The sequence below is a fragment of the Streptomyces sp. NPDC003011 genome (genome assembly GCF_053591515.1).
The window spans coordinates 30,252-49,320 of the sequence record NZ_JBSFTY010000028.1; the positions used below are offsets into that span (position 1 = coordinate 30,252).

Here is a 19,069-nt window from a genome sequence, read left to right on the forward strand (position 1 = left end):
GGCTCACGCGATCTCGACGAGCAGGTCGCCGCCCTCCACCTGCTGGATCTTGTTGATGGCCAGCCGGGAGACCCGTCCGGCCCGGGGCGCGGTGATCGCCGCCTCCATCTTCATCGCCTCGATGGTGGCGACCGTGGCACCGGCGTCCACCTCGTCGCCCTCGGCGACGGTGAGCGTGACGACTCCGGCGAAGGGCGCGGCGACATGGCCGGGGTTGGTCCGGTCGGCCTTCTCGGTGGCGGGGATGTCGGAGGAGACCGCCCTGTCCCGGACCTGGATGGGCCGCAGCTGGCCGTTCAGCGAGGACATCACGGTGCGCATGCCCCGCTCGTCGGCCTCGCCGACGGCTTCCAGCGCGATCAGCAGCCGCACACCGGGATCGAGGTCGACGGCGTACTCCTTGCCGGGCCTGAGGCCGTAGAAGAAGTCCTTGCTGTCCAGCAGACTGGTGTCGCCGTAGGTGTCCCGGTGGGTCTCGAACTCGCGTGTCGGGCCGGGGAACAGCAGCCGGTTGAGGGTCGCGCGGCGGTCCTTCTCCAGTCCCGTACGGTCCTCGGCGGTCAGCTCCTGCACGGGCTTGGCCTCGGCGCGGCCCTGGAGCGCCTTGCTGCGGAACGGCTCCGGCCAGCCGCCGGGCGGGGTGCCCAGTTCACCGCGCAGGAAGCCGATGACGGAGTCGGGGATGTCGAACTTCTCGGGCGTCGCCTCGAACTCCTCGGGCGCCACCCCCGCGCCGACGAGGTGCAGGGCCAGGTCGCCGACGACCTTGGACGACGGGGTGACCTTCACCAGGTGGCCGAGGATGCGGTCGGCGGCGGCGTACATCGCCTCGATGTCCTCGAAGCGGTCGCCGAGGCCGAGCGCCACCGCCTGGGTGCGCAGGTTGGAGAGCTGGCCGCCGGGGATCTCGTGGTCGTAGACGCGTCCGGTCGGGGAGGCGAGGCCCGCCTCGAACGGGGCGTAGATCCGGCGGACGCTCTCCCAGTACGGCTCCAGGTCGCCGACGGCCTTCAGGTCCAGGCCGGTGGGCCGCTCGGAGTGGTCGGTCGCGGCCACGATCGCCGACAGCGACGGCTGCGAGGTGGTGCCCGCCATGGACGCCACCGCCCCGTCCACGGCGTCCGCGCCGGCCTGGACCGCCGCCAGGTAGGTGGCGAGCTGGCCCCCCGCGGTGTCGTGGGTGTGCAGGTGCACCGGCAGGTCGAACTCGCGGCGCAGCGCGGAGACCAGCTTCGCGGCGGCCGGGGCACGGAGCAGGCCCGCCATGTCCTTGACGGCCAGCACGTGGGCGCCCGCGTCCACGATCTGCTCGGCCAGTCGGAGGTAGTAGTCGAGCGTGTACAGGCGCTCGTTCGGGTCGGACAGGTCGGAGGTGTAGCACAGGGCCACCTCGGCGACGGCCGTCCCGGTGGCGCGTACGGCGTCGATGGCGGGCCGCATCTGGCCCACGTCGTTCAGCGCGTCGAAGATCCGGAAGATGTCGACGCCGGTGCGCGCGGCCTCCTGCACGAAGGCGTCGGTCACCTCGGTCGGGTACGGCGTGTAGCCCACGGTGTTGCGGCCGCGCAGCAGCATCTGCAGGCACAGGTTCGGCACCGCCTCGCGCAGGGCGGCCAGGCGCTCCCAGGGGTCCTCGGCGAGGAAGCGCAGGGCGACGTCGTAGGTGGCGCCGCCCCAGCACTCCAGGGACAGCAGCTGCGGCAGGGTCCGGGCGACCACCGGGGCGACGGCGAGCATGTCCTTGGTGCGCACCCGGGTGGCGAGCAGTGACTGGTGGGCGTCGCGGAAGGTGGTGTCGGTGACGCCGATGGTCGGCGACTCGCGCAGCCACCGGGCGAAGCCCTCCGGGCCGAGTTCGGTGAGCGTCTGCTTCGATCCGGCGGCGGGCACGGTGTCCGCGACGCGCGGGAGTTTGCTGACGGGGTCGATCAGGTCGGGCCGCTCGCCGTGCGGCTTGTTCACCGTCACGTCGGCCAGATAGGTGAGCAGCTTGGTGCCGCGGTCGGCGGAGTGGCGGGAGGTCAGCAGGTGCGGGCGCTGCTCGATGAACGACGTGGTGACGCGGCCCGCCTGGAAGTCCGGGTCGTCGAGGACGGCCTGGAGGAACGGGATGTTGGTGGACACACCCCGGATGCGGAACTCGGCCAGGGCACGCCGGGCGCGGTTGACCGCGGTGGTGAAGTCCCGTCCCCGGCAGGTGAGTTTGACCAGCATCGAGTCGAAGTGCGCGCTGATCTCCGTACCGGCGTGGGTGGTGCCGCCGTCGAGACGGATGCCCGAGCCGCCGGGTGAGCGGTAGGCGCTGATCCGGCCGGTGTCCGGGCGGAAGCCGTTGGCGGGGTCCTCGGTGGTGATCCGGCACTGGAGGGCGGCGCCGCGCAGGGTGACGGTCTCCTGGGACAGGCCGAGGTCGGCCAGCGACTCGCCGGCGGCGATCCGCAGCTGCGCCTGCACGAGGTCGACGTCGGTGACCTCCTCGGTGACCGTGTGCTCGACCTGGATGCGGGGGTTCATCTCGATGAAGACGTGGTTGCCGTCGCGGTCGAGCAGGAACTCCACGGTGCCCGCGTTGCGGTAGCCGATCTCCCGGGCGAACCGGACGGCGTCGGCGCACATCCGCTCGCGCAGGGCCGGGTCGAGGTTCGGCGCGGGCGCCAGCTCGATCACCTTCTGGTGGCGGCGCTGCACCGAGCAGTCGCGCTCGAACAGGTGGATGACGTCGCCGTGGCCGTCGGCGAGGATCTGCACCTCGATGTGGCGGGGTTCGACGACGGCCTTCTCCAGGAAGACGGTGGCGTCGCCGAACGCGGACGCCGCCTCACGGGCCGCCGCCTCGATGGACTCCCGCAGCTGCGCGGGTTCCTCGACCCGGCGCATGCCGCGCCCGCCGCCGCCGGCGACCGCCTTGACGAACACCGGGAAGCCGACGTCCTCGGCGGCGCGGACCAGTTCGTCCACGTCGGTGGAGGGCGCCGACGAGCCCAGGACCGGTACGCCGGCCGCGCGGGCGGCGGCCACCGCGCTCGCCTTGTTGCCCGTCAGCTCCAGGATCTGCGCGCTCGGCCCGACGAAGGTGATGCCCGCCTCCTCGCAGGCGCGCGCGAGGTCGGGGTTCTCGGACAGGAACCCGTAGCCCGGGTAGACGGCGTCGGCGCCGGCCAGCCGGGCCGCGCGGATGATCTCCTCGACGGACAGGTAGGCCCGCACCGGGTGCCCCGGTTCACCGATCTCGTAGGCCTCGTCGGCCTTGAGCCGGTGCAGCGAGTTGCGGTCCTCGTGCGGGAAGACGGCGACGGTCCGCGCGCCCACCTCGTAGCCGGCGCGGAACGCGCGAATCGCGATCTCACCACGGTTGGCGACCAGTACCTTGCGGAGCATTCCCGATCCCTTCGGCCTGCCGGTGAAGAACACCATGGTCCCGGCTATACCCCGGCGGTGCCATGAGACCCGGGTCACGTGCCCGGCGTGTCGCAGAACTCAGAGGGGCCCGGGCCCCGGCCCGCCCTTGAGACGCTCCAGATCGGCGGGGCGGACCTGGATGACCAGGACCGCGAGGAGCGCGGCCACCGCCGTGAAGACCGCGGCCACCACGAAGGAGGCCGAGATCCCCGCGGTGAGGACCTCGTCGGCCCAGGGCCGCGGCAGCTGCCCGGTGCGTTCGAAGCGCAGCCGCTCGGCCGGGGTCGCCTGGGCCAGGAAGCGCGGTATCTGCTTCTCCGCCTCGTTGGTGTTGGCCGTGCCGAACATCGTGACCAGGATCGACAGGCCGAGCGAGCCGCCGACCTGCTGGGTGGCGTTGAGGAGCCCGGAGGCCGCGCCGGTCTCCCGGACGGAGACGTTGGAGAGCGCCATCAGGGTGAGCGAGACGAACTCCATGCCCATGCCCAGGCTGAACACCAGGATCGGGCCGAGGACGCTGCCCGCGTAGGTGGAGTGGACGTCGGTCAGGGTCAGCCAGGCCAGGCCGACGGCGGCGAGGATCGCGCCCACCACCATGAAGGGCTTGGGCCCGTAGGCGGGCAGGAAGCGTGAGGCCAGGCCGGCGCCGACCGCGATGACCGCGCTGACCGGCAGGAAGGCGATCCCGGTGGCCAGCGGGCTGAAGTCCAGCACGTTCTGCACGAAGAGCGTGAGGAAGAAGAACATGCCGAAGATCGCGGCGGCCAGGCACAGCATGATCCCGTACGTGCCCGCCCGGTTGCGGTCGGCGAACATGTGCAGCGGCGTGATCGGCTGGGGGGAACGCCGCTCGATCAGGACGAACCCCACCAGGATGACGACGGCCGCGGCGAACGAGGCCAGCGTGAGCGCGTCCCGCCAGCCTTCCTGCGCGGCCCTGATGAACCCGTACACCAGCAGGACCATGCCCACGGTGGAGGTGAGCGCGCCGGTGATGTCGAAGTGGCCCGGGTGGCGTTCGGACTCCCTGATCCAGCGGGGCGTGGCGAGCGCGATCAGCAGCCCGATGGGGACGTTGACGAACAGCACCCACCGCCAGTTGAGCCACTCCACGAGCATCCCGCCCGCGAGCAGCCCGATCGCTCCGCCGCCCGCCGAGACCGCCGCGAAGACGCCGAACGCCCGGTTGCGCTCGGGGCCTTCGCGGAAGGTCGTACTGACCAGGGACAGCGCGGTCGGGGACGCGATGGCGCCGCCGACGCCCTGGAGGGCGCGGGCGGCGAGGAGTTGGGGCTCGTTCTGCGCGAACCCGCCGAGCAGGGAGGCGAGGACGAACAGCAGCACGCCGAAGACGAACACGCGCCGCCTGCCGAGGATGTCGCCGGTCCGGCCGCCGAGCAGCAGCAGACCGCCGAAGGTGAGGGTGTACGCGTTGACCACCCAGGCCAGGCTGGTGGTGGAGAAGCCCAGGGAGCGCTGGATGTCCGGCAGCGCGATGTTCACGATGGTGATGTCCAGGACCACCATCAGCTGACAGGACGCGATGACCAGCAGGGCCATGGTGTTCCCGCCACCGCCGGGTTCCGGGGTGGCGGCCTGGGGCGCGGAAGTCGGTCTCGGGTCACTGCTCATGGCGGGTCGCACTCTCGGGGGCCGGACCCCCGCGAGGGGTCGGTGAACGGTTTCGTCCACCGCGGTGTCCACCGTTCGACCGTACGCCCGCTCCCTGGGCGCCACCACTCGGGCCGCGGGGGCCGCGCCTGCCGCGCCCGCGCGGCACGCGCACCGCCGGCAGCGCCGCTGTTCGCGGCCGTGACGCTCCCAGGGCCATGATGGAGGAGCAGGAAACGCAAACAGGGACATACAGAGGCAGACAGGGGCAGACAGGGACTCGGCACCGTCGGGCGAGCCGGAGGAGACCACCATGACCACTCATCCCGCCGCGCAGGGCATCCGTTCCACTGCGGAGGGCCTTCTGTGGGAGCCCGGCGAGCGCTGGGTGCGCGGACGCAAGGGCGAGGTCACCGTCGTCGACAGCAGGCACCCCGTCCTCGTGTGGGAACCGGGCGTGCCCGTGCCGCTGTACGCCTTCCCGCTCGCGGAGGTCCGGGAGGACCTGCTGCGCCCGGCCCGGCACCCCCCGACGGACAGCCGCACGGGGGTGCGGGACTTCTACGACCTCGACGTCGACGGAGTGGTGGTCGAGAACGCGGCCTGGTCATTCACCGCCACCGACCTGGCCGGCCATCTCGCCTTCGCGTGGTTCCGGCGCTGGGGCAGCGGCTTGGACCACTGGTACGAGGAGGAGGAAGAGATCTTCGTCCACCCCCGTGACCCGCACAAACGCGTCGACGCCCTGCCCAGCAGCCGCCATGTCCAGGTGGAGGTCGCCGGTCTGCTCGTCGCGGACACCCACCGGCCGGTGCTGCTCTTCGAGACCGGACTGCCGACGCGGTACTACATCCCCCGCGAGGACGTCCGCCTCGACCTGTTCGAGCCCACCACCGGGCGGCGCGGTGCGCGAGGCCCGGGCCCGCTATGTCGTGGACGCCTCCGGCAACGGCAGCCGGATCCACGGCGAGGTCGGCGGCCGGCGGACGTACTCCGACTTCTTCCGGAACATCGCGGTGTTCGGCTACTTCGCCGGCGGCGCCCGGCTCCCCGCGCCGAACGACGGCAACATCTTCTGCGCCGCCTTCGACGAGGGCTGGCTCTGGTACATCCCGCTGAGGGACGACCTCACCAGCGTGGGCGCGGTGGTGAGCCGGGAGCACGCCGCCGCGATCCAGCGGGACCCGGAGGCCGCCTGGCGCGGGATGATCGACGCGTGCCCCGAGGTCCGTGACCTCCTGCGCGGAACCCCACGGGCCACCGAGCCGCCGTACGACCGGGTCCGGGTGCGCAAGGACTGGTCGTACGGGAAGTCGCGGCTGTGGCGGCCCGGCATGGTGCTGGCCGGGGACGCGGCGTGCTTCGTCGACCCGGTCCTGTCCTCCGGTGTGCACCTCGCCACCTACGGTGCCCTGCTCGCGGCCCGGTCCATCAACAGCGGCCTCGCGCGGGCCCTGGACGAGGACCGTCTGTTCGACGAGTTCGAGGCCCGCTACCGGCACGAGTACGGCCTGTTCCACGAGTTCCTGGTCTCCTTCTACGACATGCACCAGGACGAGCGGTCGTACTTCTGGCAGGCCCGCAAGGTCACCCACGTCGGGGCGACGGAACTGGAGGCGTTCGTGGACCTGGTGGGCGGGCTGGCCTCCGGCGACGCGTCCCTCGGCGGGTCCGGACCGGCGGGCGCCCGGCTGACGGCGGCCGCCTCGGCCCTCGACGAGGCGGTGACCCGGCTCCCGGACTCCGACGGGCTGCGCAACCCGCTGTTCGAGGCCGCCACCGTCCGCCAGGTGTTCCAGGAGGGCGCGGTCCTCCAGGAACGGGGCTTGTTCGGCGGCCCGTTGGAGGACGAGGCACCGCTTCGCCCCGGCGGCCTGGTGGCGTCGCAGGACGGACTGACCTGGGTGGAGCCGGGCCACTGAGCCCGGACCGACCGGGTAACAGGCCTTAATTCCCTGGCAGTTGGAGAGGGGGAGGGTTATGCTCCTCCCGATGATGACTCACTCTGTTGACAGATCGGGGGTCCCGTCCGCGCAAGGTGAGTGCTGATGCTCACGAGAAGCGTGTACGGGGATTCCCGCCTTTCCTTGTGGTCGCACGTGCGTGAGTTCGCCGTGCCGCCCTCCATGATCGAGACCGCGACCGCCCGCCGCCTCACCGGCGACTGGGCGGGGGCGTGTGCCGCCGCGGGCTTCGACGTCGATGTCAGCCCGCGCGCCCTGGCGCGTACCCACGGCCGGGAACTCGCGGCCCGCGTACGCGCCGATCTGCGCCACCTGGCTCCCGACCTGCTGCGCTGGCACATGCCGAGGATCGCGCCCGACGGGCTGCTGCGCCCCGGTCTGACGCTGTCCCTGGCGCGGTACACCACCGCGGGGCACGACCGGGAGCCCCCCGTGCACCTCGTGGCCCGGACTCCGCCTGCCTGGGCGGACGCCGGGCAGCGGATCAGCCTGGCCCTGTGGGACGGGTCCCGCATCGACGACCGGCGTCACCCGCACCCCCGTCCCAGCCGGCGGTTCCGCCTCGACCTGCACCGCCACCTGTGGGACGCGCGCCGGGCCGGCGAACTGCGGATCCGGTCCGGGGCCGGCCGGACGGACGTCGACGGCCTTCCTGACCCGGCTCCGGATCTGCCGGACATGGTGCCGCCAGGACGCCGCTGTGCCGTCGGCCGGTGGGCTGCCGAGGCGGGGATTCTCCTGCGCGCCGAGGGGCGGCCGACCGGTCCCGTCGCCGTGCGGATCACCGGCCGGCGCCGGCTGCTCCTGGACCTGACCGAGGAGCCGGACGGGGCCGGGCCGCCCGTCCTGCGGATCGCGGCGGTGTCCACGGGCGGCGACGCCACCGCGCTGCCGCTCCTGCCCGACGCGGCGACCTGGGTGCTGCCCGACCTGGAGCTGCTCCGCGCCGGCTCGATCGAGGCCGGCCGACTGCATCCGCTGGTCGCCTCGGCGCTGGTGCCGGATCACACGCCGGCCGGTCCCTCCCGGATTCCGGACGGGCCCGGACAGCCCCATCTGGTGGAGTGCCGGGGAGTTCGGCACCGCATCGCCCTGGTCGACGGGGTGCTGGCCCCGCTGGACCACGACCCGGCCGAGATCCGGCGGGAGGAACTGCTGGCCGCGCTGACCGGCACTCCGCTGCCCTGTCTGCGGGTGATCGACGAGGCACACCGTCGTCCGGAGTGCCTCACCGACGTCCGCGCCCGCCTGGACCATGGCGACATCGCCGGTGCGCTGGCCGTCGTCGAGGGCCTGCTGGGCCCCGAGGCGCTGCTGCGGGGCGGCGCCCTGCGGGACGAACTGGAGGCGGCCGCGCGGCGGCGGATCACCTACGGGCTGTTCAGGGCGGGCATGGCGGGCCCCGCGTCCGGCCTCGTCCGTCTCGACCAGGACCGTCCCCGTGACCGCCGCTCACGCCCGCGCCACGCGGCCTTCCACTGACCCCGGGGCCCGCTGACCCCCGCCTCCCTTCCCGCCATCGCGGCTCACCGTTCCTTCTCCACGACCCCCAAGGTGATCACTCATGCCCGCACACGCCCCGTCCGACCCGGCCTGCGCCCCCTCCGCCGCCGTCGGCCCTCACGAACTCGACGTCGCCGGCGCGCTGCTGGCCCTGCTGCGCGACACGACCACCGAACCGCGTCCCGACACCCAGCTGGAGGCCCTGACGCTGGCCGTCGCCGCCGACCTGCCCGTGCTGCTGTGGGGTGAGCCGGGGATCGGCAAGACCGCGGCGCTGACCCAGCTCGCCGCGACCCTGGACCTTCCGCTGACCACGGTGATCGCCAGCGTGCACGAGCCGTCCGACTTCTCGGGGCTGCCCGTCATCGGGGACGATCCCGCGGAGCAGGGGGTCCCGATGGCCCCGCCGGACTGGGCGGTCCGACTGGTGCGGGCGGGCCGCGGGCTGCTGTTCCTGGACGAGCTGTCGACCGCCCCGCCGGCCGTGCAGGCCGCCCTGCTCCGTCTCGTGCTCGAACGACGGATCGGCACCCTGCGACTGCCGCCCGAGGTCCGGATCGTGGCCGCCGCCAACCCGCGCTCCTCGGCGGCCGACGGCTGGGAACTGAGCCCGCCGCTGGCCAACCGGTTCGTCCACCTCCAGTGGGCCCACGACCACGAGGTCGTCGTACGCGGCCTCGGCGGGACCTGGCCCCGGGCGAGCCTGCCGAAGCTCCACCCGGAGAAGCTGTCGCGGGCGGTCGACTTCGCCCGCCGCGCGGTGTGCGGGCTGCTCACCGCCCGCCCCGGGCTCGTGCACCAGCTGCCCAGCAGCGAGACCCGCCGGGGCGGTCCCTGGCCCTCGCCGCGCAGCTGGGAGACGGCCCTGTGCCTGACCGCCTTCGCGACGGCGGCCGGCTCCTCCCGCGACGTCCTCTCCCTGCTGGTCAGGGGCACCGTGGGGGACGGTCCGGGACTGGAGCTGCTGGCGAGCCTGGACCGGATGGACCTGCCGGACCCCGAGGCGGTGCTGGCGGACCCGGCGGGTGCCGTCCTGCCCGAGCGGGGTGACCTGCGCCAGGCCGTGCTCGACGGTGTGGTGGCGGCGGTCCGCAGGCGCCCGGAGAAGTCCCGCTGGGACGCGGCGTGGGCGCTCCTGGTCCGGGCGGTGGAGACCGGAGCACCGGACCTGGTGGTCGTCCCCGCCACCACCCTCGCCACGCTGCGCCGCGAGGACTGGGACGTTCCGGTTTCGATCGAGGGCCTCGCCGGAGTGGTGTCCCTGTCCCGGCGGGCGGATCACGCGGCGGCCCGGACGGCAGCCGCGGTGAAGGCCGGCCGGTGAACCGGGACGCGCCGGCGGCGCTGGACCGCGACAAGCTCTTCGCCGCCCGGCTGCACGCCGCACGGGCCCGGCCGTATCTGGCGACGGCCCTGTTCGCCCTGCACACCGTCGAGTCGCGGCAGGTGCCCACGATGGCCGTCGACCGGCACTGGCGGTGCTACGTGTCGCCCCCGTTCGTGGACCGGACGCCGGTGGAGGAACTGGCCGCCGTCTGGGTGCACGAGGTGTCGCACCTGCTGCGCGACCATCACGGCCGCAGCGACCGCGTCGCGCGCGAGCGCGAGCTGACCGGTCCGGGAGAACGGCTGCGGATGAACATCGCGGCGGACTGCGAGATCAACGACGACGCGTTCGGTGACGGGCTGGTCCGGCCCCAGGACGCTGTCCGGCCGGAGTCCCTGCGGCTGCCCGAGGGACAGCTGATGGAGGACTACCTGCGCCAGTTCCGGCTCGGACCGCGCACGGAGTCCCTGGCCTGGCTGGACTGCGGCAGCGGCGCCGACGGACGGGACCGGGAGTGGGACCTCGGCGCGGACGGCGCGCACGGCCTGAGCGAGCAGGAGCGGGACGCGGTCCGGTTCCGGGTGGCGCAGGGCATCACCGGCCGCCCGGGGACGGCCCCGCAGGGCTGGCGGCGCTGGGCGGAGGAGGCGTTCCATCCGCCGCAGCCCTGGCGCGAGCTGCTGGGCGCGGCGGTCCGCTCGGCGGCCTCCGGCTGCGGCGCGGGCGAGGACTACACCTACGGCCGTCCGTCCCGCCGCTCGGCCGGGGTGCCCGGCGTCGTGCTGCCGAGCCTGCGGCGCAGACCGCCCCGGGTGTGCGTGGTCGTCGACACGTCCGGGTCGGTCAGCGACGTGGAGCTGGGCAGCGCGCTCCTGGAGGTCGCCGCGATCTCCCGGGCCGTGGGCGGCCGCCGTGACCTGGTCAGCGTGGTGCCGTGCGACGCGGCGGCCCGGATCGTGCACCCGCTGTGCCGCGGCGAGGGCATACCGCTGACGGGCGGTGGCGGTACGGACCTGCGCACGGGCTTCGCCAAGGCGCTCCGCTCGCGGCCCGGCCCTGACGTGGTGGTGGTCCTGACCGACGGCCAGACCCCCTGGCCGGACAGCCGGCCGCCGTGCCGGACGGTGGTGGGCCTGTTCCCCCGGCGGCCGCGACCCGGGGCGTACGCGCCGCCAGCCTGGGCCCGGGTCGTGGACATCGGATGAGCGCCCGTTGTCTTCCGCGATGTGGAAGTGATCTAGGAAGCGACAACAATTTGCTGATCGATCATGCCAAGTGGCAGCATCGCGCGGATCGCATCCATCCAGTTGGCGCATACTGGTGACAATGCCAAAGTCACCCATGCCCAAGCGTCATCTGCCGACCAGCCCCTTCAAGGCCCCGGTCGTGCCGGTCCCCAAGCAGTTCGTCGTAGGAAGCCGAGTCACTCACGATGTGTACGGCCTCGGCCGGGTGACCGGTGTCGAGGAGGGCATCGCTGTCCTCGTCGACTTCGGTTCACAGCAGACCCGGATCATGAGTCCGTACTCCAAGTTGACCAATCTCTGAGCCCTGCTGCGCCCGAGTTGTCGTGGCGCAGCAGGCGGTCGCCCGCTTCCAGGCCCCGCGAGGGGCCCGTACCACACCGCTCTGCTTGGCATGCCCGCAATGAAGGCGAGATTCCCATTCACACGACCCCGCTGTTCTCCGACCCGGAGCCGACTCCCCTGCACGCCACGACGGATTCGCCGCCTCCGACCAGGCATCCCTTCCAGGCCCCGGACGTGATGCCGGACGTGATGGAGGAGGCCTTCGATGCCCCCGCCACCACGCCCGCGGCCCCCGGCACCCGGGAGCGACCGCGCGTCGCCCGCACGCCGTCGGCTCCTTGACGGGTCCGGATCACTAGCCGGCGAGGAAGCTCAGCCGAACGCGACGGTCGGTGTTGTCCCTGTTGGTGTCGACCAGGCACACCGACTGCCACGTTCCCAGCTCCAGCCGCCCGCCGACCACCGGAAGCGTGGCGTGGGGCGGGACGAGGGCGGGCAGGACGTGGTCGCGGCCGTGGCCGGGGCTGCCGTGGCGGTGCTGCCAGCGGTCGTCGGCGGGCAGCAGGGTGTGCAGGGCGGCGAGCAGGTCGTCGTCGCTGCCGGCGCCCGTCTCGATGATCGCGATGCCGGCCGTGGCATGCGGGACGAAGAGATTCAGCAGGCCGTCGCGACCGGCGGCCACCTCGCGCAGGAAGGCCTCGCAGTCGCCGGTGAGGTCGGCGATCCGCTCCGTGGAGCCGGTGGCCACATGAAGGACTCGGGTGGTGAAGGCGTCTGACATGCCTCCCATCCTCACCCGGACACCGCGTTTCACACGCGAGCGTCCGCCGGTCCGCTGATACGGGCGGTCCACTCCGCGAGACAGCCATTGACCGTGGCCATGCCATCTGGCTACTTTCGGCCGCATGTTGCGTTCAGCCCTGCTCACCACGCGCGGTCACATCGACCTGCTGCGGGTGGCCTCCGCCGCGTGTCGCCGCGGCTGCTGACGCCCTCCCCCCTCTTCACCGCCTGATCCGCGCGTGATCCACGCCTGATCCGCGCCGTCGTACCCGCACGTCCGGGATCTTCCCGGGACGTGGCGGGCACCCAGGCTTTCCCCCTCACCGGACGCTCTCCTCCCTGTGGAGCACGCATGAGCATCAGCCACGCCCCGCCCGGCTCTCCGGGACCCGATATCTCACCTATGTCGGCATCGGGCCGCGTCGAAACCGGCACCGGCACAGACACAGACACAGACACAGACACCCGCGAACGGTCGCCGCTCGGCCTCCAGCTCCTGGTCCCCAGCTCCACCCGCCGCACCCGCGTCCCCCGCTGGCTGCGCCGCGCCACCGGTCCGCTCGTGCTGCTGGCGTTGTGGCAACTCCTCAGCAGCACCGGGGTGCTGGCGCCCGACGTGCTCGCCGCGCCGGGGCGGATCGCTCAGGTGGGCAAGGATCTGATCGCCGACGGTGCGCTGCCCTCCGCCATGGGCACCTCCCTCCGGCGCGTGGCGGCCGGGCTGTTGCTCGGCACTGTCATCGGCACCGGACTCGCCCTGCTCTCGGGCCTGTTCAGGGTCGGCGAGGACCTCGTGGACGCTCCCGTCCAGATGCTGCGGACCGTGCCCTTCGTGGGTCTCATCCCGCTGTTCATCATCTGGTTCGGCATCGGCGAGGCACCGAAGGTCGCCGTCATCACGCTCGGTGTGACGTTCCCGCTCTACCTCAACGTGTACGCCGGTATCCGCGGCGTGGACGCCCAGTTGATCGAGGCCGGGGAGTCCCTCGGGCTGTCGCGGTGGGGACTCGTGCGGCACGTCGTCCTGCCGGGCGCGCTGCCCGGGGCGATGACCGGCCTGCGCTACTCCCTCGGCATCGCCTGGCTCGCGCTCGTCTTCGCCGAGCAGATCAACGCGGACGCCGGCATCGGCTTCCTCATGGTCCAGGCGCGGGACTTCCTGCGGACCGACGTCATCGTGGTCTGCCTGATCGTCTACGCCTTCCTCGGCCTGCTGGCCGACTTCGTCGTCCGTACCCTCGAAAGGCTGCTGCTGCAATGGCGACCGACGTTCACCGGCCGGTGACCACCCCTCAGGCGGCCTCCGCGCAGGCCGTGCGGGTCGAGGGGCTGACCCGCTCCTTCGACGGCCGCGCCGTCATCGACGACCTGCGACTCGACGTCCGCCAGGGCGAGTTCGTCGCCCTGCTCGGCCGCAGCGGCTGCGGCAAGTCCACCCTGCTGCGCATCCTCGCCGGTCTCGACCGCGACATCGAGGGCACCGTCCTCGTCCCGCGCCGCAAGGCCGTCGCTTTCCAGGCACCGCGGCTGATGCCGTGGAAGAAGGTGTGGCGCAACGTGCTGCTCGGGCTGCCGGGCAAGCCCGAGCGGGCCCGCGCCGACCGGGCGCTCGAAGAGGTCGGCCTGGACCACCGCTCCGACGCCTGGCCCAAGACCCTCTCCGGCGGCGAGGCCCAACGCGCCTCGCTGGCACGGGCGTTGGTCCGTGAGCCCGATCTGCTGCTGCTCGACGAGCCGTTCGGCGCACTCGACGCGCTCACCCGGATCAAGGCCCAGCGCCTGGTGGACGAGTTGTGGCGACGCCGCGGGTGCGCCGTGCTGCTGGTCACACACGATGTCGAGGAGGCCGTCCTGCTCGCCGACCGGGTCCTGGTGATGGACGACGGTGTCATCGCGCACGAGCAGCGGATCGACCTGGACCGGCCACGTGACATCACCGACCCGCGGTTCGCCGGACTGCGCGCCGGCCTCCTGGAACGCCTGGGCGTCGAGACCGCCCCCGAAGCCGCCTGAACGCACGGCCCCTCCTCTCCCTCTCCCCCATCGCCCGTCACCCGTCACCCGTCACCCCAGAACGGATCCGTCATGCGACGACGCCTCGTCCCCGCCGCGCTGCTCCTCCCCCTCGCCCTGCTCCTGTCCGCCTGCGGCGGGAACTCGGCGGCCTCCACGGGCGGCGACAGCGACGGCTCGGGCTCGCTCACCCTCAACGTCGGTGATCAGAAGGGCGGTTCGGAGGCCATCCTGCGCGCCGCCGGCCAGCTCAAGAATCTCGACTACCGAATCAAGTGGTCCACCTTCACCTCCGGCCCGCCGCTCCTGGAGGCCGTCAACGCGGGCGCCGTCGACATCGGCGGCGTCGGCAACACTCCCCCGGTCTTCGCGGCCGGCGCCCGCTCGAAGATCACGGTGGTGTCCGCCTGGCACGGCACCTCCGAGGGCGACGCCATCCTCGTACCGAACGGCTCGAAGCTGGCGGAGCCGGCGGATCTCAAGGGCAGGTCGGTGGCCGTGGCGCAGGGTTCGTCCGCGCACTACCAGCTGGTCGCCTCCCTCGACGCGGCCGGGCTGAGCCTGAGCGACGTCAAGGTCAGCTACCTCCAGCCCGCCGACGCGCTGGCCGCGTTCACCTCCGGCAAGGTCGACGCGTGGGCGGTGTGGGACCCGTACACCTCGCAGGTGCTCCAGGCCAGGACGGGCCGCGTCCTGACGACCGGCAAGGGCATCACCAACGGCCTCACCTTCCAGGTGGCCGCGCCCGCCGCGCTGCGCACAGGGAAGAAGGCCGCCGCCCTCAAGGACTACCTGGACCGGCTGCGACGCGCCTACGACTGGGTGTACGACCACCCCGAGGAGTGGGCCGAGGTGTGGGCCAAGGACACCGGTCTGCCGTACGAGGTGGCGCTGGCCGCTGTGAAGCGCACCTACGCCTCCCGCGTTCCGGTCGCGGTCGACAAGCCGCTGATCGCCTCCGAGCAGAAGATCGCGGACGCCTTCACCGACCTGAAGCTGATCCCGAACAAGGTCGACTTCGCCGCGTTCGTCGACACCCGGTTCAACGGCGGTCTGCCGGCGTCCACCACCGCGCCCCGCGTCTTCAAGGAATCCTGACGCCGGCCGCGCGGTTGGCAGAAGGGTGAACAACACCCGGGTAGTCGTCATCGGCGCGGGCCAGGCGGGACTGGCCGGCGCCTATCACCTGCGCCGCGCCGGCTTCGAGCCGGACCGCGGCGTCGTCGTGCTGGACCACTCCCCCGGTCCCGGCGGTGCCTGGCAGTTCCGGTGGCCGTCGCTGACCTACGGCAAGGTGCACGGGATGCACGCCCTGCCCGGCATGGAACTCACGGACGCCGATCCGGCCCGGCCGTCCGCCGAGGTCGTCGCCGCGTACTTCGACGCCTACGAGCGCGCCTTCGACCTGCGGGTCCGGCGCCCCGTCGACGTCCGTGCCGTGCGCGACGGCGAGGACGGGCGGCTGCTCGTGGAGACCTCGGCCGGGACCTGGGCGGCCCAGGCGCTGATCAACGCGACCGGCACCTGGGACCGGCCGTTCTGGCCGCGCTATCCGGGCCAGGAGACCTTCCGGGGACGGCAGTTGCACACCGCGCAGTACCCCGGGCCCGAGGAGTTCGCCGGGCAGCGGGTCGTCGTGGTGGGCGGGGGCGCGTCCGGCACCCAGCACCTGCTGGAGATCGCCCCCTACGCGGCCTCCACCACCTGGGTCACCCGGCGGCCGCCCGTCTTCCGCGAGGGACCCTTCGACGAGAACGTGGGACGGGCCGCGGTCGCGCTGGTCGAGGAGCGGGTGCGGCAGGGGCTGCCGCCGAAGAGTGTCGTGTCGGTGACCGGGCTGCCGCTCAACGACGCGATCCGGCAGGGCATCGCGGACGGCGTCCTGGACCGGCTGCCGATGTTCGACCGGATCACGCCGGAGGGCGTGGAGTGGGACGACGGGCGGCGCGCGGACGCCGACGTCATCCTGTGGGCGACCGGTTTCCGGCCCGCGATCGACCATCTGGCTCCGCTGAGGCTGCGCGAGCCCGGCGGCGGGATCCGCGTCGAGGGCACCCGGGCGGTCGCCGATCCGCGGGTCCACCTCGTCGGGTACGGCCCGTCGGCGAGCACCATCGGCGCCAACCGGGCGGGCCGCGCGGCCGTACGGGACATCAGGCGGCTGCTGAGCGAGGACCCGGTCGCCGCCTGACGTCCGCTCGGGTCAGCCCGCCTCGGGCGAGCTGCGCTGGTTCAGGTTGAACTCGGCGACGTTGCGCTGGTGCTCCGCGTAGTCGGCCGTGAAGCGCGTGTCGCCCGGCTTGACCGTGACGAAGTACAGCCAGTCGCCCGGAGTGGGGTTGATCGCGGCACTCATCGCGTCCTCGCCCGGGTTGTCGATCGGGGTGGGCGGCAGGCCCATGCGCTGGTACGAGTTGTAGGGGCTGTCGATCCGCGTGTCGGCGGCGGTGGTCTTCAGCGTGGAGCGGTTCAGCGCGTAGTTGAGCGTCGAGTCCATCTGGAGCGGCATGCCGCGCTCCAGGCGGTTGAAGACGACCCGGGCCACCTTCCCCATGTCGGCCCTGGTGGCGGCCTCGGCCTGGACGAGGCTCGCGATGGTGACGGCCTGGTAGACGTTCATCGCGTTGCGCTGCGCACCGGCCGCGATGGGAGCGCCGTTGAACTTCTCGTTGGCCGTGTCGACCATGTACGACAGCATCTGCTCCGGAGTCGCCTTGTCCCGGAGGGGATAGGTCGCCGGGAAGAGGTAGCCCTCCGGATTGCCCTCCGCGTCGCCCGGCAGCTTCAGGTGGGCCTTGGCCAGGGATTTCTTGGTGGTGCCCGCGGGCAGGGAGAGGGCCTTGTCGACGGCCTCGTAGATCTGGCCGGCCCGCCAGCCCTCGGGGATGACCAGGGTGGCGGGCTTCTTCTCCTCATCGCTGTCCAGGGTCAGCAGCGGCACCGCCACGGCGGTGCCGGCCACGACGGCCCCGGTCGCGATGAGGGCGAGCCGGCCCCGGCGCGTCAGTCGGATCGTGCTCCGTGGCGGAGTGTTCGTCTGCATGCGGGCACGGTAACCCGTTAAAGCCTATAAACCCGACATATCCTCATCTTGTCGGCTCCAGTCGGGCGTCCCGGTGGACCAGGGCCGCGTACCGCCCGCCCCGCACCAGGAGTTCCTCGTGCGAGCCGTGCTCGGCCACCTGTCCGGCGTCCAGGACGATGATCTGGTCGGCGTCCCGGACGGTGGACAGCCGGTGGGCGATGGTGAGCGTGGTGCGGTTCGCCGAGAGCGCGTCGATGGCCTCCTGGACGGCGTGCTCGGTACGCGTGTCCAGGGCGCTGGTCGCCTCGTCGAGGATCAGGACCGGCGGATCGCGCAGGATCGTACGGGCGATGGCCAGGCGCTGCTTCTCGCCGCCGGAGAACCGGTGGCCGCGCTCACCGACGACCGTGTCGTAGCCGTCCGGCAGGGCCGCGATGTGGTCGTGGATCTGCGCCGCCTTCGCCGCCTGCCGCAGCTCCTCGTCGGTGGCGTCCGGCTTGGCGAAGCGGAGGTTGTCGGCGACCGTGGCATGGAAGAGGTACGTCTCCTGGGAGACGACGCCGATGGCGCGGGCGAGGGTGTCGAAGTCGAGGTCGCGCACGTCGATCCCGTCGAGGGTGACCCGGCCGCCCGTCACGTCGTACAGCCGCGGCACCAGGTAGCCGAGCGTGGACTTGCCCGCGCCGGTCGGGCCGACGACCGCGAGACTGCCGCCCGCGGGGACGGTGATGTCGATGCCGTCGAGGACCGGGCTCCCCTTGGTGTCGTCGCTGTCGTAGCGGAACTCGACGTCCTCGAAGCGGACCTCGCCCTCGATCTTGTCGAGGTGGACGGGGTTCTCACGCTCGGTGATGTCGATCGGCAGGTCGAGGTACTCGAAGATGCGCTGGAAGAGCGCGAGCGAGGCCTGGATCTGGACGCCGGTCGACAGCAGGCTCACGGCCGGGCGGAACAGACCCTGCTGGAGCGAGACGAAGGCGACGATGGTGCCGATGGAGATCTGGGGGCCGCCCGTCTGGAGGGCGAGGCCCGCGGTCCAGTAGATGACGGCGGGCATGGCGGCCATGACGATGGAGATGACGGCCATCCGCCAGCGGCCCGCCATGCTCGACCGCACCTCCAGGTCGACCAGTTCCTCCGACTCCGCGGCGAAGGACCGGGTCAGCGAGTCGGAGCGGCCCATCGTGCGGCCGAGCAGGATGCCGCTGACCGAGAGCGACTCGGTGACGGTCGCGGCCATCGCGGCCATCTGCTTCTGGCGCAGGGTGGTGATCTTCTTGCGTTCGTTGCCGACGCGGCGGCTGATCCAGACGAAGACCGGCAGCAGGAGCAGGGAGACGACGGTCAGACGCCAGTCGAGGACGAGCATCGCGATGACCGTGGCGATCACGCTGGTCAGGTTGGAGACCAGGGAGGTGGCGGTCGAGGTGACGGTGGCCTGCATGCCGCCGATGTCGTTGGCGATGCGGGACTGCACCTCACCGGTCCGCGTGCGCGTGAAGAAGGCGAGGGACATCCGCTGCAGGCGGCCGTAGACGGCGGTGCGCAGGTCGTGCATGACGCGCTGGCCGACCGTCGTGGAGATCAGGGTCTGGAGCACGCCGAAGATGCTGGTGAGGACGGCGCTGAGGATCATGCCGAGCGCGAGCAGGCTCAGCAGTCCGGTGCGGCCCTCGGGGATGGCGACGTCCAGGGTCTCCTTCAGCAGGAACGGGGTCGCCACGGTGACCAGGGACGCCGCGCCGACCAGCAGGCCGACGATCGCCAGCCGGCCGCGGTAGGGCTTGAACAGCCCGAGGATGCGGCGCACCTGGCGGGGTTCGCCGGTCGAGGTACCAGGAGAAGAGGTGCCGGAGGGGGTGCCGGAAGGGATGCCGGGAGAGGGGGTCCAGTTGATGTCGTCGCGGGGCATGGC

The 19,069-nt window shown here is 72.4% G+C and carries 15 protein-coding genes and 1 pseudogene; 11 read left to right on the plus strand and 5 right to left on the minus strand.

Annotated features, from left to right (window positions below; translation table 11 throughout):
• Positions 1–3: 3 nt before the first annotated feature.
• Both ACWD0J_RS16425 and ACWD0J_RS16430 read right to left on the minus strand, forming a co-directional pair.
• Positions 4–3,378, minus strand: a complete 3,375-nt coding sequence (locus tag ACWD0J_RS16425; protein WP_451496486.1) for a pyruvate carboxylase — start codon at positions 3,376–3,378, stop codon at positions 4–6.
• Positions 3,379–3,477: 99 nt separating this feature from the next.
• The gene (locus tag ACWD0J_RS16430) at positions 3,478–4,959 is read right to left on the minus strand and encodes an MFS transporter (protein WP_451496533.1); all 1,482 of its coding nucleotides are present in this window, start codon (positions 4,957–4,959) and stop codon (positions 3,478–3,480) included.
• Between the two features lie 364 nt (positions 4,960–5,323).
• Here ACWD0J_RS16430 and ACWD0J_RS16435 point away from each other — a divergent pair.
• From ACWD0J_RS16435 to ACWD0J_RS16460, 6 genes and pseudogenes are all read left to right on the plus strand, one after another.
• A pseudogene (locus tag ACWD0J_RS16435) lies at positions 5,324–5,917 on the plus strand (DUF427 domain-containing protein); the annotation flags it as partial.
• Between the two features lie 25 nt (positions 5,918–5,942).
• Positions 5,943–6,932: a tryptophan 7-halogenase gene (locus tag ACWD0J_RS16440; protein ID WP_451496534.1), complete on the plus strand. Its 990-nt coding sequence runs from the start codon at positions 5,943–5,945 to the stop codon at positions 6,930–6,932.
• A gap of 126 nt (positions 6,933–7,058) precedes the next feature.
• The gene (locus ACWD0J_RS16445) at positions 7,059–8,456 is read left to right on the plus strand and encodes a hypothetical protein (RefSeq protein ID WP_451496487.1); all 1,398 of its coding nucleotides are present in this window, start codon (positions 7,059–7,061) and stop codon (positions 8,454–8,456) included.
• An 82-nt stretch (positions 8,457–8,538) separates the two neighbouring features.
• Positions 8,539–9,801, plus strand: a complete 1,263-nt coding sequence (locus ACWD0J_RS16450) for an AAA family ATPase (protein ID WP_451496488.1) — start codon at positions 8,539–8,541, stop codon at positions 9,799–9,801.
• Positions 9,798–11,009, plus strand: coding sequence for a vWA domain-containing protein (locus ACWD0J_RS16455; protein WP_451496489.1), 1,212 nt, complete (start codon positions 9,798–9,800; stop codon positions 11,007–11,009). The genes ACWD0J_RS16450 and ACWD0J_RS16455 overlap by 4 nt, the downstream gene beginning before the upstream one ends.
• A gap of 121 nt (positions 11,010–11,130) precedes the next feature.
• Complete coding sequence (locus ACWD0J_RS16460) at positions 11,131–11,352, plus strand: hypothetical protein (protein ID WP_286060908.1); 222 nt, start codon at positions 11,131–11,133, stop codon at positions 11,350–11,352.
• A gap of 336 nt (positions 11,353–11,688) precedes the next feature.
• Here ACWD0J_RS16460 and ACWD0J_RS16465 read toward each other — a convergent pair whose 3' ends face one another.
• Positions 11,689–12,114, minus strand: coding sequence for a YjbQ family protein (locus ACWD0J_RS16465; protein ID WP_451496490.1), 426 nt, complete (start codon positions 12,112–12,114; stop codon positions 11,689–11,691).
• Between the two features lie 124 nt (positions 12,115–12,238).
• Between ACWD0J_RS16465 and ACWD0J_RS16470 the strand changes: the two genes are divergently transcribed.
• From ACWD0J_RS16470 to ACWD0J_RS16490, 5 genes are all read left to right on the plus strand, one after another.
• Entirely contained in the window at positions 12,239–12,322 is an 84-nt protein-coding gene (locus ACWD0J_RS16470) for a putative leader peptide (RefSeq protein WP_349817350.1), read from the plus strand.
• Between the two features lie 146 nt (positions 12,323–12,468).
• Positions 12,469–13,401, plus strand: a complete 933-nt coding sequence (locus ACWD0J_RS16475; protein ID WP_451496491.1) for an ABC transporter permease — start codon at positions 12,469–12,471, stop codon at positions 13,399–13,401.
• Complete coding sequence (locus tag ACWD0J_RS16480; protein ID WP_451496492.1) at positions 13,374–14,129, plus strand: ABC transporter ATP-binding protein; 756 nt, start codon at positions 13,374–13,376, stop codon at positions 14,127–14,129. The genes ACWD0J_RS16475 and ACWD0J_RS16480 overlap by 28 nt, the downstream gene beginning before the upstream one ends.
• 72 nt (positions 14,130–14,201) lie before the next feature.
• Positions 14,202–15,227 (plus strand): ABC transporter substrate-binding protein, encoded by a 1,026-nt coding sequence (locus tag ACWD0J_RS16485; protein ID WP_451496493.1) that lies wholly within the window; start codon positions 14,202–14,204, stop codon positions 15,225–15,227.
• Positions 15,228–15,252: 25 nt separating this feature from the next.
• Positions 15,253–16,320 (plus strand): NAD(P)-binding domain-containing protein, encoded by a 1,068-nt coding sequence (locus tag ACWD0J_RS16490; RefSeq protein WP_451496494.1) that lies wholly within the window; start codon positions 15,253–15,255, stop codon positions 16,318–16,320.
• A gap of 12 nt (positions 16,321–16,332) precedes the next feature.
• Here the strand turns inward: ACWD0J_RS16490 and mltG are convergent, their stop codons facing one another.
• On the minus strand, positions 16,333–17,172 hold the full coding sequence (gene mltG / locus ACWD0J_RS16495) for an endolytic transglycosylase MltG (protein ID WP_451496495.1): 840 nt from the start codon (positions 17,170–17,172) through the stop codon (positions 16,333–16,335).
• Between the two features lie 43 nt (positions 17,173–17,215).
• Complete coding sequence (locus tag ACWD0J_RS16500; protein ID WP_451496496.1) at positions 17,216–19,066, minus strand: ABC transporter ATP-binding protein; 1,851 nt, start codon at positions 19,064–19,066, stop codon at positions 17,216–17,218.
• Positions 19,067–19,069: the final 3 nt, after the last annotated feature.